Here is an 11,926-nt window from a genome sequence, read left to right as displayed (position 1 = left end):
TCTACAATCCTGTCTAAAATCTCCTGTTTGCTGGTATAGTGCTTATACAAGGCGGCTTTTGTGAATCCTAATTGCTTGGCAATATCATTCATAGATGTCCCAAGGTAGCCGTTCTGCGCAAACAATTCCAGCGCTGTTTCCCAAATTCGTTCTTTCGTATCTCCAGCCATAATATTCCTCCTTGCAGGTAACCACTCGGTAACTCCTATTATAGTTACCGAGTGGTTACTTGTCAAGAGGCAAAAATAATTTTTCTCCGAGGTTACTCGCCTGTTTCAATAGAGTCCACAATGCTCATTCTGGAAATGGTGCGCAGTGGGATAGCCGTGGCAGCGAGACACGCGGCCACCGAGACGGCAGCAGCCTCCAGAATGGCCGCAACGGGGACTGCCACCAGCTGTAAGGTGTCTGTCTGCGCCGCACCGACGAAGATGCAGCAGACATAGCCCAGCACCGCACCGATCACCGACGCGAAAATGCCGTAATATGCGCCCTCCCAGAGGAAGGTTTTGTACAGGCTGGCGGCGCTCATTCCGATGGCGCGCTGCATCCCGATCTCGCCGATGCGGGTGTGGATATTACTATAAACGGTGTTGATGATATTCAGAACACCAATCACACCGATGAGCGCGATCAGCACCCAGCAGAGCATTTTGATTTGGACGAAGCTCTCCGCCATCTCCTGACTGCTCTGGCGATAGGAAAGCCACTGTGTACCGGGATTTTCTCCGCACCAGCCGTCCAGCCATGTTTCAAAGGCGGCGGTGTCTGCATCCTTTTTCAGCGTGGGGCAGACCTCCGCATAGTAATCGCTGCCCGTCAGCTCACAATACATCGCATCGCTGACAAGGATCTGCACACCGTTGGTAAAGCCGCTGCTGCCGATGGTAACAGGGCTGTCCAACAGAGCGGCCACGCGAAGCTCCTTATCGCCCAGCTTTACGACATCGCCGACGGCGAGGCTGGTTTGCTGGACGGTTTCTCCACCGTAGGAGAGGGCAATAGGATTTTTAACAAGGCAGCCCGTTCCGTCCAGCAGCGCCTGCTTGTCTTGTGCGGAAAGTGTGGGTGCAAAGCGGGAAAGCTGCGCCTCGTCTACGCTGGCCAGCTGCAAGGTCTCATGCCCCTGCAAGGAGAGGTTCGTATCGAACGGCAGCGTCTGGTCGGGCATGAACACAGACAGCCGCGTGGTGGAGAGCTGCGCTACGGCATCGTTTGCCCGCAGCTTTTCCACGCCCTCCGCCGAAATGCCTGCATCCTCGTTGGTCAGTGCATAATCGCCGGTGTACATATCCTGTACTGCGCTGCTGGCATCCAGAAGACCTGTGAAGCTTTGCAGGGCGACAAATACCGTGATGCTCATCACCAGCGACAGGATGGTAATGGCCGTTCTGCCGCGCCCACGTTTCAGATTGAGCCGAGCGTACCATGCCTCGAAATGATGGATGGTACGGGACTTTCTGATGCGGCGTTTGATTTTTGCCGTCTGCCCGGACATGGCGACGGTAGGCGAAACGCGGGCGGCGTACCGCGCCGCCGGAAACGCGGCCAACATTGCGAACGTCAGCGTTACGGCGATGCTGGCAAGAAGCATGACCGGCTTTACCTCCGCTGCGCTGCTGATGGCGGAATTCAGCTCTTGTGCGCTGTTTGCCATGAAAATATCCGGATTCAGTGCGCCGGTGGCGGCAATCAGCACGCCCTTGGCAGACAGAACGCCCAGCAGCAGTCCGACAGGGATACCAATACCGCACAGGAGCAACAGCTGCACGGATACCAGCCGGTAGACCTGCCCGCGCTGCGCGCCGATGGCGCGGAGTGTGCCATACTCCCGCACCCGCTTGGCGATGGAGATCTTCAGAATGTTATAGATGACAAGTCCGGCTGCCAGCAGGACAAGTACGCCGACGATGACGCAGGCTGCCGCCATAAAGGGAAAGCCGGAGCCGGTATCGCCGTCCTCATCCGTATCATAGGCGATACCCAGAGCGTTCAGCAGCACTGGATTGTACTGGATGAACGCCACATCCACCTGCAAGGTCTCTGCCAACTCACGGACAATACGCTGGAAGTCCTGTTTGCTCTGTGTCTTGAAGTCTGTGGAAATCAGTCGGTATTCCTCCGGCAGCAGCGCTTCGGCACTGCTCTCGCCAACAATGCCCTGTACAGTTCCGGAGGAATAGCCGAGATAGCTGCTCTCCAGAATACCGGTCAGCGTAAAATCGGCGGTATATTCTATTTCTGGCAGCAATCCGTCCATGGTGGAGACGGTCAGAGTCAGGCGGATGGTACCGCCCACGGCGGCATTCTCATCCAGATATTGCAGGGCATCCTCCGGCAGAGCCACTTCCTTTGCCGCCTCCGGCAGACGGCCCTCCTTGATCTTTCCGATAGATGGGTACATGGCAAGCGCATCGTCGTGGTACTCCCGCAGGGAGAGTTTCAGACTGCTGCTGCCAAGCCCCGTGCTGCCGAGATAGAGCACATCGCCCACATCTGTAAGCCGCGGATCGTCGTGCAGCGCCTGCGCCTGCTGCTGCGTCAGTTGGTGAAAGGTGGCATAACGGCTGCCGTTCAGGCGCTCCGCCTGCTGCACCCGCATGGCCTGCAAAATGCCGATGGACTGGCCGATGACGGTGGTCATCAGGCTGGACAGGATCACGGCAATTAAAATCAGAATGGCCATGACTCTCTGGGCTTTCAGTTCCTTCCACGCAAGGGACAGATAGCTTTTCATTTTCCCGTCACCTCCGTAAGCGTGCCGTCCACGATGGTAAACCGGCGCTCGGCCATTTCCGCAATGCGCGGGTCGTGGGTGATGATGACCAGCGTTTTGTTCATCTGTCGGCGCAGATCGCAGAGCATTCGCATCACCTCGCCGCCGCTTTTGCTGTCCAGATTCCCGGTTGGCTCGTCGGCGAAGATGATATCCGGCTTTGTGATCAAAGCACGGGCGATAGCCACCCGCTGCTGCTGGCCACCAGACAGCTCATGGGGCAAATGCGTGAGCCGTTTGTCGATGCCAAGAAACGCTGCAATCTCCTGCAAATACGCTTCGTCCGGCTGCCGCCCGTCCAGCAGCAGCGGCATGGTGATGTTTTCCTGCGCCGTCAGCACCGGCAGAAGGTTGAAGTGCTGAAAGATAAAGCCGATTTTTCTGCGGCGGAAAGCAGACAGTTCCCGATCCGAGCCGTGGTGAATGTCGGTGTCTCCGTACAGTACCTGCCCGGAGGTCGGCGTGTCCAGCCCGCTGATGATATGTAGCAGCGTACTTTTCCCGCTGCCTGACGGCCCCATGATGGAGATAAAATCACCGGGACGGATCTGCATGTTGGCGTGGTGCAGTGCCGTGACCCTGCTTTCACCCGCACCGTAGATTTTGGAAATGTCGTTGACCTGAATGTCCATAAAAAACACTCTCCTTATCGCTTTGATAGGGAGAGTGTAGCAGGCATTTCTCAAAAAACGCTCAAGTGTTATGAAATTTTCAGCGAGGCGCAGGCCACCGCACCATTATCATTCCTTAGCGTCAGAGAGCCGTCGTGTTTGCGGCAGAGCAGGTCGCAAATATACAGTCCCATGCCAAAGTGGCCGACCGCCTCCATGCCCTTGTGAAAGGGCTGTACACCGCCTTTCAGCAGGTCTGGCGGGAAGCCGCCGCCGTCGTCCGCAACGGTAAGCGTCAGTTGGCCGCCCGTAACGCAAAGCGTGACCATGACCGTCTCCCTGGCAAACCGCAGAGCGTTGGCTGTCAGATTTTCCGCTATTTGAAATAGCAGCTCTTTGTCCAACAGAATTGCGGCCGGAGGCGCTGTCAGGCCGTGGAAAATCAGCTGCTTTTCTCCCTCATCCGCCGCGAACGAGAGTGCTTTCTGCAATTCTCCGCTCAACGCGGCGGTATTAACATCTTTAGGCTTCGGCTCCAACTGCTCCAGCCGCTGTACGGTGCTCATTGTCTCCACATAGTGCTCGATGCGGTCGGTGTAGGTGTCGATGCGGTCGAGGTTTTCTTCGAGCTGTGCAGTATTTTCTGCCTCCGCACACCGCCGTGCCAGCTTAGCCGAACCTTTCAGTACGGTCACCGGATTGCGCAGGTCGTGTGAAAAAGCGGCGTTCAGCCGTTTGCGCTCCTCTGTCTGCCGCCAAAGCAGGCGGTTGTTTTCCAACAGCGACTGCCGCATGGTCTCAAAGGCGGCGCAGAGCCGCCCCAGTTCATCGTTGGAGACAGCAGAGACGGTGAAATCCAGATCGTTTTCCATGATGCGGTTTGCACCGTCCGACAATATGGCAAGCGGCGCTTTTAGCTTCCAGCGGTAAAACAGCGCGGCGGTCAGCAGCAGTGCCGCCACAAAGAACAGCATGGGCAGCAGAAATTGCAGCACCGTCAGCAGATTTCCAGCGGCGGATGCAGTGGCTTCCGGCTCCGGCAGCACGGTCTCTGTCACGCCTTCTGCACCGACAATGATCTGCGTGTCAGAGGGCGTCAGTGTGTCCCGCAGCCGCACACATCCCCAGAAGGTCAGGACGGACAGAACGAAGGCCGCCAGCAGATTTCCCAGCGCCAGCGTAAACAGCGCCCGCTTCAGGCTCATATTCCTCAGCCGTTCCACTTGTAGCCCACCCCCCAGACCGTTTCGATATAGCTGTGCAGTGACGCGGCGGCAAATTTGGCGCGTATCTTGCGGATGTGCTCCATGACGGTGTCGCTGCTGCCGTCGCCATCATAGCCCCACACCCGCTCATAGATTCGCTCCCGGTCAAAGACTTGTCCGGCGTTGACGGACAGCAGCTCCACAATATCAAATTCCTTGCGGGACAGCGGAATCATCTCGCTGCGGATTGTGACCTCCCTCCGGGAATAATCAATGACCATGTCGGCGAAGAAGCGAAGCACCGACCGTTCCTGCCTGCGGTTCTCCCGTCGCAGGTGGGCAGCTACTCTCGCACCCAACTCGTCCATGTCGAAGGGCTTCACGATGTAATCATCCGCTCCGGCCTGAAAGCCCCGGATCTTGTCCGCTGTTTCCACGCGGGCAGTCAGGAACAACACCGGACAGGCGATGTACTGTCGCAGCGTTTCGCAGACGGTCAGCCCATCCATATCCGGCATGTTGATGTCCAGCAGCACCAGATCGGGCTGGCAACCAGCCTGTCTCAGCGCGTCCTTTCCGCTGCAAGCGGTATAGACCGTATAGCCGCTCATTTCAAAATAGCTTCTCAGCAGTTCCACCACACCTGTTTCGTCATCCACGATCAGCAGCCTTTCCCGCATGGCGCTCGCCTCCTCTCTATAGAGGTCATTTTATCCCATAAATCTCAAGACTTTCTCAAGCCCAATAGAAACACCTCTATTGATATTCTACCAGCGCACAGGAGCAAACGCAACAACGGCAATCACTTTACCGGACGGCGGGACTTTTATCGGGCAAGGTTGAGAACAATCGCCAGCCCAACGATTCCCGCGATGAGAAGCAGCCAAAGAAAGCTAATGACCAACGAGATCACATTGATCGCGCTACGGCTCTCCTTACTGCGAACACAAAGGATTGACAGCAGCAGACCCAGATTGCGGCTGCACATAAAGGAACATTCGGGATAGAAAACATATCGCCGCACGGATGTAAAGCAACGTTGGAATTTCTGCTTTTTCCGTCTATCCGTTAAGGAAAACTTGTGCACATAATAGACAGACACGCCTCTCGGATAGCGGGGGCAAGAAAGCGGCAAGCAATGCAAAGCGGTACCCACTTTGCGAAAACAGGCGGATTCCGTTTACACGGAACCCGCCTGTTTCATGCTTGTTGGGGCGCTGCCCCAATCCCCGCAGAACACAAAACTTGTGTTCTGGAACGATGGATTCGTCCTCGCGGATTGCGTATCCTTCGCCTCACCGCAAGCGGCAAGGCTCAGTCACTTCATCGCTCGTCCTCTCCCCACAAAGCCACGGCTTTGCGGGGTACCCCTTCCATCGGCTGCGCGATTTTGCAAATCGCTTATGGGCAGACAGCTTAGCGCTGCTCCGCCTCTTTTTCCCGTCGTTCATTCGCTTCCTCCTGTTCCTTGTCCAGTTCCAGAATACGGTCGATATTGGCCTTGGCCGTCAGCAGCTCTTTCATTTCCTCGCGGGCTTTTCGGTAGTCGGCGTAGGCGGCTTTTTTCTCCGCCAGCAGCTTGGCGTACTCGGTATTCAACGCCTTGATGGTGGGCAGCTTCTTGAAGCCCAGTCCATCGAAATAGTTTTTTGTGGCCTTGTGGATCGTGACCTCGCTTTCATGCTCTGCAAGAAATTTCTTGGAGTACCCGGCCTTGCGATAGGCAACGTAGGTGTCGCGGGTTTTAGCGTAATTGACGATATGCTCCCGCAGCACGGCAATCTCGGCCATGCGTTTTTCCGCAGCCTTGATCCTTACGGAAAGCTCATTGAAGTGAGCGGACGCTGCCGCCGCTTTCTCCGAAAGAACGGCGTAATCTAACAGCTCGTGGTCTTGCAGATAGGCCACCGTCTGCGCCATCTGCTTCAGGTTGAATAACGTCGCCCAACGCGCATAGCCAGCGCCCTTGCCCGCGCGTAATTTGGCCTGAATGTCCACCAGCAGATTCCCGCTGCGCTTTTCCGGTTTAACCGGCGCTGCGGCGCTTTTTCGCGGCGTATGTGCCTTTTCGCCTGCAATCACCGCGCGGAGATCTGCGGGAGTATAACCGTCGCCGAGGGTATCCATGCGAATGGACTTTTTCTGTTCGCCGCCCAACAGGGACGGGACTTTCTTACCCTTGACCTCATACCCGGCCTGCCGCAGCAGCTCCAACAACGCTTCAAAGCTGTCGGGCTTTTGCGCCAGCGCATCGTCAATGGCCGCACATATCCGCTCCCGGTGGGAGGGCTTCTTTTTGTCGCCCAGCCACTTGTTGTAGCTTTTGCCGTGGCGCTTCGGATTCTCCACGATGGAGTAGCCGTTCTCAATGCAGATAGTATCGTTGAGCCGCCGCACGGCGCGGCTGCTGCCCCAAAAGTTTCGGAATTTTCGGGTCTGGCTGAGCGCGGTAGAGTTCCAGATCACATGATTGTGAATATGGGCTTTGTCGATATGGGTGCAGACGATATAGGCGTGATTGCCTTTGGTGAAGCGCTTAGCCAGCTCACAGCCCAAACGGTTCGCGTCCTCCGGTGTGATCTCGCCGGGGACAAAGGATTGCCGCAGATGGTAGGCGATCACATTATCCTCGCCGCGCACTCTGCCGGTCTTTTGGATGTACTGATTCTTGGTGAAAAGAAACTCGGCGTCGGCGATCCTGCTGTCGCATTGCCAGCTCGTAATCAGCCTGCCGCCGTCTGTCTTTTGCGGATTTTCGGTGTAGTCAATGATGTCGCGGATTCCCTGTCCCACCGTGCGGCCTTTGCCGGTGTGCAGGGGCATCAGGCGCGTGGTTGCCATGCTGAACACCTCCTTGAAAAACAAAACGGCCTGCCGAAGCAGACCGTTTGAAATGGATGATGTGTAATGTGAGCGGTGAGATGAATTTTATAATACGGCTTATTTTATCAGTTCATGAATGGCTTTCACAATCGTTAAATAGCAAAAGAAACGGCTCAAAATCATCATTTTCTAAAGATGTTAAGATGCGTTGCTTGTGGCAACGGGCAATTTCGACTACAATAACGATAGCGCCGAAAAGAAAGGAGGCCGTCCTTAATGCTCAACGAAAATATTAAAGCGCTCAGAAAATCGAAAGGACTTTCCCAACAAGAGCTTGCCGTCAAACTGAATGTTGTGCGGCAAACAGTTTCTAAATGGGAGCAAGGATTGTCAGTTCCCGACTCTGATATGTTAATCTCCATATCGGAAGTGCTTGAAACACCTGTAAGTACACTACTGGGAGAAACTGCAACTGAAGCAGAGGTTGATAACTTAAAAGCAATTTCTGAAAAATTGGAGGTAATAAATTTACAACTGGCACAAAGGAAAACCACAAAAAGAAAAATTATCCGTTGGTTGCTTATCTCATTATGTGCAATTATAGTAGTGATTTTTGCGGCTTTAATAATATGGAGTAGTCCTTATTTGGGTTGGGATTATAGCGACACTGAAACCGCTGTACTCGGAGTAGCTTTCCACTCATTTGAATGGCTGTTTGTCAGAGTAGCGCCAATTATCTTTATTGCTGCAATCATGGGAATTTTCTTCACTTTCAAAAAAGAATGAATGGAAAAATAGGAGTGTTTCTAACATGAAGAAAAAGATAATTGGAATTATTGCCGCGATAGTGGTTGTGTTGGGCTTGGGTCTTGTAGTTTACAATCAGGTAATTCCCAAAGAATATGTGCCTGCTGATGATGAAATAGTCCTGCACCTGCAATTAGACACGGAAGAAGATGTTGGATTACTGGTTTATGATTATCGTGCGGATAGTCATGAATATAGTGGGGGTATGTCAAATGCGGACGGTTCGTTAATCAAGCACGATTCTGATGTTATCGTGGTGTGGAATAAGGAAGAACTAAATAGTCTCTCTGATACCTTTGAGCTGTCAATCCAACTCCGAATCATAACCGAATATGTAGCTCCCAATTATGAAAATGTATATCCAGATAACATCACAAAGTATACGGAGCCTATCTCGTGGGAAGCACACTTTGGCGAATCATATTTTATTACTATCACCGGTAATAAGACCAGTGGATATAAAGCCGTATTGAACTAATTTTATCGGAGAATATAACAAAGCCAGCTGAGCCAGTCAACGGTCAAGATGAACGGCGCAAATGCGCCGCCGTTGACAGCCCTGCCCGTCTTTGCCGTTCTGTAATTAAGAGGGTGACAGCACAAAATGCTGCCGCCCTCTGCCATTATTCAGATCGGCGGTGATCCTGCTGTCGCATTGCTAGCTCGTAATCAGCCTGTCGCCGTCTGTCTTTTGCGGATTTTTGGTGTAGCCGATGATGTCGCTGATGGCCTGTCCCACCGTGCGGCCTTTGCCGGTGTGCAGGGGCATCAGGCGCGTAGTTGCCATGTTGGACACCTTCTCGAAAAGCAAAACGGCCTGCCGAAGCAGACCGTTTTGCACTATTCTATTTCTTCTGCGTCATCAAGCTCATCACAAGTGTGCGTGTACCCAAAACGCACTTCGTATTGCTGCTGTGCAAGTGCTTTGACCTCGGCGCGGCAATCATGCGTCCTGCGCTTTAACCAATCTTTTTGCTCTTTGGAAAGCTGCCACGGAAGATTCAACAGCCGGTTGACCGCCATCATCTCAGCTTTCTTTTCCGGTGGCAGAGCAGAACAGGCTTTGCAGATGTGGGCGGCATGACCTTTGCCAGAGAATTTTTCATTTGACTTATATTCGCCGCAGATTTTGCAGTAATGTCCGTGCTTCTTCATACTGGCCTCAGTCCGTTTCGGCGGTGGGCTTATTCTGCTTATCGCCGCATTTCCAGAGCGCCATCGGATGCTGTCCGATGCGCGAGAGAATATCTGCATCTTGGAAAAGCAGCTCCGGGCGATATTCCTGCTGGCTGAATGAAGTCCAGAAGGAAAGCTCCCGTTCGTCCGGTGTCAGCAGTTTTTCCAGATAGGCGATGACCTGTTCATGCGCCTGCTGCGCATCGAACCAAGTGCCACGACGCAGCACCGGGATAAGGTCGGTTTTGACACGCTGCTGGGACACCGAGGCGATCTGCTCAAAATGAAATCGGTCTGGAACGCTGTCGGAACCAATGGCGCTATAAAACATGACGCACTTTTTCAGCATGGGTTCCTGCGATTCGTCAAACAGTCCATACTCCATCATTGTATGTATGTCATAGAGGTCGCGGGGAGCTGCGCGGTTGAGAAGTGCAACGATCTTTGAACCGTAGATTTCCAGCGGATCGACGCTCAAAACAGTAAGCTCCTGTTCCAGCCAAGGCAGATTGACTGTTCTGCGTACCGGCGCTAACACATGGCAGCGAAGCATGTAATTGATCTCGATTTTGAGGTTGTCTTTCATCCCACCAGCATTTTGGTACTCATAAACAAAGGAGTCCAGAGCATGATACGTTTTGGATCTCTGGCTCAGATGATACCCTGCGGCGGTCATGTATTTACTGATCCGCTCCGTGATCTGCTTCCGTATTGTGAGCATTTCTTCACGGGGAACATTTTCAGAAAAGTCCATGTCGATGTCAACGGACAGCCGGGGCAAATTGAAGATAGTCAGGTTAATGGCCGTTCCACCTTTCAGCGCCAGCACGTTGGAAAGCAGCGCATCCTTTTGAATAAAATCCAGCACATCGGCCAGACGGCAGACCTTTTCAAAGGTATCGCGGACAAAACCCAATTCGCGGGCTTTCTTGCCCAAAGTCATTCTGTCAAATTGCATCATAGTCTGTTACCCCTTTATCTATCATGTGCATCAGATTTTTCGGTGCATACAGCTTCCATTCCTCGTGCCAGATGAAGCCTTGGCTCTCGCTTGATAAATAAGATTTTCCTTTCGGAAGGTGCGATTTGCACATGGCGAAAAAACTATTCGAGAGGCCGAGACTGCCTGCAAAGGCGGACAGGATATAGCCCGTTTTTTGATAGAGGAAGCCGCTTTCATACTCTGTGAGGCAGACCGAAAGCGCTGCTTCATCCAGCGCGGGGATCAGCGCAAGGCAGCGCAGAAGTTCTTCCAGCCCACCGATTTTCTCAAACAGATTGATGGAATCAATCACCGTCCGCTCCAGCGTTGTGACGCGGGTGCCGTTTATCTCTGTGATACCGCCAGTAATGCGAGGAGCAATCCGCCGGTATGTCACGCCGTCGTATTCAAAATCCCGGAACCGGCTCTCGCTGGTCACTTGCGTTTCGTAAAAGACCTGATTGCTGTAACCGTAAAACTCGAACGCGCTGTGATACGACACGGCGGCATCGTTACTGATGTGAGAGGCGATCACATAGCGGTTGGCAATGGGCTGTTGGGTTTCCAGACTGATGGCAACATACAAATCCCGCTTTACGCGCTCGATGTAGCCTTTCTTTTGATACTCCCGGCAAAGCCATTTGGCCGCCGCTTCGCTGCCGGTGATCTGCTCCAAATCATTTTTGCTGAAACAGCCTAATTCCAGCAGCTTCTCATAGTGCTTCATAATGCTCACCTCTCTAACGCTCGTAGACATTATAGCACAGAGAGATAGTTTTTACAATCTCTTTGAGCAAAAACAAAAACAGAATTTGTGAAAAGCAAGCCGAGGCGTTCGCCCCGGCTTGTGCTTTAACTATGGATGAAGTTTTTCATGGCAGCGTTTGCACCTTGCAGTTTGCCCAGCCCCCAAACGGCCAGCATCGGAAGCCCCATCGGACTTATCAGAAACGCCAGCATAAGGAGGATAATGCCGTTCTTTACGGAGTAGGTAATCAGCACGGCGAAAGCCAGCAGGGAGAGCAGCCCGCTTGCCAGTTTGAACACGAAGCCGGAGCAGGACAGCAGCCCTGCGCACAGCCAAACGAACAGGGAGAGGATAAGCGACAGCGGCGCAAAGAGAATTTTCAGGATGAACATTTTGCGGCCTCCTTTTCGCAAAGCGCGGTCAGCGCGTCACGCTCTTTGGCGAGCTTTGCTTCTTCCTTTTCGGTCAAATCACGATCACCGCCCGTGATCTCCAGCTCGCGGAAGCTCTCATAGGCGTTCAACAGAGAGTCCCGCAGCGCTTCGGGCGTAGGGCAATAGTCCACGGTGTTCCAGTCCTGACGGTGGTTGTCAAAACCCATGACCGTGTAGCCTCTGCTGGTCAGGACAACTTCAAAATCCGTATCGCGGTTGAGGTAGTCAGAAAATACCTTCAGCACAATTTCGTTTGTCAGCATACGTTCCGCAGCTCCTTTCCAAGCGGTCAAATCTTTTTCTGATATTAGAATACTTTGCCCATTGGTGTTTTGCAAGGATGCGGCAAAGTCATACGAATAGT

Annotated in this window: 14 protein-coding genes and 1 pseudogene; 3 read left to right on the top strand and 12 right to left on the bottom strand. The window is 53.2% G+C overall.

All coding sequences use genetic code 11. The features are described 5' to 3' along the window. A partial coding sequence (locus tag ACY2VT_RS13210) for a TetR/AcrR family transcriptional regulator (protein ID WP_461880204.1) occupies positions 1-170 on the bottom strand: 170 nt, incomplete at its 3' end. Positions 171-262: 92 nt separating this feature from the next. After that, entirely contained in the window at positions 263-2,494 is a 2,232-nt protein-coding gene (locus ACY2VT_RS13205) for an ABC transporter permease (RefSeq protein WP_461880203.1), read from the bottom strand. 21 nt (positions 2,495-2,515) lie between these two features. On the opposite strand from ACY2VT_RS13205, the gene ACY2VT_RS13200 reads away from it, so the two are divergent. Beyond that, positions 2,516-2,671 carry a hypothetical protein gene (locus ACY2VT_RS13200; protein ID WP_461880202.1) on the top strand — a complete coding sequence of 52 codons (156 nt, stop codon included), beginning with the start codon at positions 2,516-2,518 and terminating at the stop codon, positions 2,669-2,671. Between the two features lie 62 nt (positions 2,672-2,733). On the opposite strand, the gene ACY2VT_RS13195 is transcribed toward ACY2VT_RS13200, so the two are convergent. From ACY2VT_RS13195 to ACY2VT_RS13180, 4 genes are all read right to left on the bottom strand, one after another. Then, positions 2,734-3,408, bottom strand: a complete 675-nt coding sequence (locus tag ACY2VT_RS13195) for an ABC transporter ATP-binding protein (RefSeq protein ID WP_461880201.1) — start codon at positions 3,406-3,408, stop codon at positions 2,734-2,736. Between the two features lie 68 nt (positions 3,409-3,476). Next, on the bottom strand, positions 3,477-4,610 hold the full coding sequence (locus ACY2VT_RS13190) for a HAMP domain-containing sensor histidine kinase (protein ID WP_461880200.1): 1,134 nt from the start codon (positions 4,608-4,610) through the stop codon (positions 3,477-3,479). Then, positions 4,598-5,272 (bottom strand): response regulator transcription factor, encoded by a 675-nt coding sequence (locus ACY2VT_RS13185; protein WP_461880199.1) that lies wholly within the window; start codon positions 5,270-5,272, stop codon positions 4,598-4,600. The genes ACY2VT_RS13190 and ACY2VT_RS13185 overlap by 13 nt, the downstream gene beginning before the upstream one ends. Before the next feature lie 736 nt (positions 5,273-6,008). After that, on the bottom strand, positions 6,009-7,433 hold the full coding sequence (locus ACY2VT_RS13180) for a relaxase/mobilization nuclease domain-containing protein (protein WP_461880198.1): 1,425 nt from the start codon (positions 7,431-7,433) through the stop codon (positions 6,009-6,011). 258 nt (positions 7,434-7,691) lie between these two features. On the opposite strand from ACY2VT_RS13180, the gene ACY2VT_RS13175 reads away from it, so the two are divergent. Both ACY2VT_RS13175 and ACY2VT_RS13170 read left to right on the top strand, forming a co-directional pair. Then, a complete protein-coding gene (locus tag ACY2VT_RS13175; protein WP_461880197.1) occupies positions 7,692-8,201 on the top strand; it encodes a helix-turn-helix domain-containing protein in 510 nt (169 codons plus the stop codon). A gap of 25 nt (positions 8,202-8,226) precedes the next feature. Further along, positions 8,227-8,700 (top strand): hypothetical protein, encoded by a 474-nt coding sequence (locus ACY2VT_RS13170; RefSeq protein WP_461880196.1) that lies wholly within the window; start codon positions 8,227-8,229, stop codon positions 8,698-8,700. A 183-nt stretch (positions 8,701-8,883) separates the two neighbouring features. Here the strand turns inward: ACY2VT_RS13170 and ACY2VT_RS13165 are convergent. The 6 genes and pseudogenes from ACY2VT_RS13165 to ACY2VT_RS13140 form a co-directional block, all read right to left on the bottom strand. Further along, positions 8,884-9,009: pseudogene (locus tag ACY2VT_RS13165) on the bottom strand (relaxase/mobilization nuclease domain-containing protein); the annotation flags it as partial. A 53-nt stretch (positions 9,010-9,062) separates the two neighbouring features. After that, a complete protein-coding gene (locus ACY2VT_RS13160; protein WP_461880195.1) occupies positions 9,063-9,377 on the bottom strand; it encodes a hypothetical protein in 315 nt (104 codons plus the stop codon). Between the two features lie 7 nt (positions 9,378-9,384). After that, a complete protein-coding gene (locus tag ACY2VT_RS13155; RefSeq protein WP_461880194.1) occupies positions 9,385-10,359 on the bottom strand; it encodes a nucleotidyl transferase AbiEii/AbiGii toxin family protein in 975 nt (324 codons plus the stop codon). After that, a complete protein-coding gene (locus ACY2VT_RS13150) occupies positions 10,346-11,107 on the bottom strand; it encodes a type IV toxin-antitoxin system AbiEi family antitoxin domain-containing protein (RefSeq protein WP_461880193.1) in 762 nt (253 codons plus the stop codon). Before ACY2VT_RS13150 ends, ACY2VT_RS13155 begins: the two co-directional genes overlap by 14 nt. A 125-nt stretch (positions 11,108-11,232) precedes the next feature. After that, positions 11,233-11,520, bottom strand: coding sequence for a CD1845 family protein (locus ACY2VT_RS13145; RefSeq protein ID WP_461880192.1), 288 nt, complete (start codon positions 11,518-11,520; stop codon positions 11,233-11,235). Beyond that, positions 11,508-11,926, bottom strand: a 419-nt coding sequence (locus tag ACY2VT_RS13140) for a hypothetical protein (protein WP_461880191.1), incomplete at its 5' end; no start/stop codon positions are given. The genes ACY2VT_RS13140 and ACY2VT_RS13145, both read right to left, overlap by 13 nt.

It is taken from the genome of Fusicatenibacter sp., assembly GCF_050872605.1.
Lineage (GTDB): Bacteria > Bacillota > Clostridia > Lachnospirales > Lachnospiraceae > Fusicatenibacter.
Note: the sequence above shows the minus strand (reverse complement) of the source record. Positions and strands in the feature narration are given on the sequence as shown.

Bases quoted from the DNA above. Each gene is read 5' to 3' on its own strand.
- ACY2VT_RS13195 (WP_461880201.1), bottom strand. From the start codon at position 3,408: ATGGACATTCAGGTCAACGACATTTCCAAAATCTACGGTGCGGGTGAA.
- ACY2VT_RS13185 (WP_461880199.1), bottom strand. From the start codon at position 5,272: ATGCGGGAAAGGCTGCTGATCGTGGATGACGAAACAGGTGTGGTGGAA.
- ACY2VT_RS13180 (WP_461880198.1), bottom strand. From the start codon at position 7,433: ATGGCAACCACGCGCCTGATGCCCCTGCACACCGGCAAAGGCCGCACG.
- ACY2VT_RS13175 (WP_461880197.1), top strand. From the start codon at position 7,692: ATGCTCAACGAAAATATTAAAGCGCTCAGAAAATCGAAAGGACTTTCC.
- ACY2VT_RS13170 (WP_461880196.1), top strand. From the start codon at position 8,227: ATGAAGAAAAAGATAATTGGAATTATTGCCGCGATAGTGGTTGTGTTG.
- ACY2VT_RS13160 (WP_461880195.1), bottom strand. From the start codon at position 9,377: ATGAAGAAGCACGGACATTACTGCAAAATCTGCGGCGAATATAAGTCA.
- ACY2VT_RS13155 (WP_461880194.1), bottom strand. From the start codon at position 10,359: ATGATGCAATTTGACAGAATGACTTTGGGCAAGAAAGCCCGCGAATTG.
- ACY2VT_RS13150 (WP_461880193.1), bottom strand. From the start codon at position 11,107: ATGAAGCACTATGAGAAGCTGCTGGAATTAGGCTGTTTCAGCAAAAAT.
- ACY2VT_RS13145 (WP_461880192.1), bottom strand. From the start codon at position 11,520: ATGTTCATCCTGAAAATTCTCTTTGCGCCGCTGTCGCTTATCCTCTCC.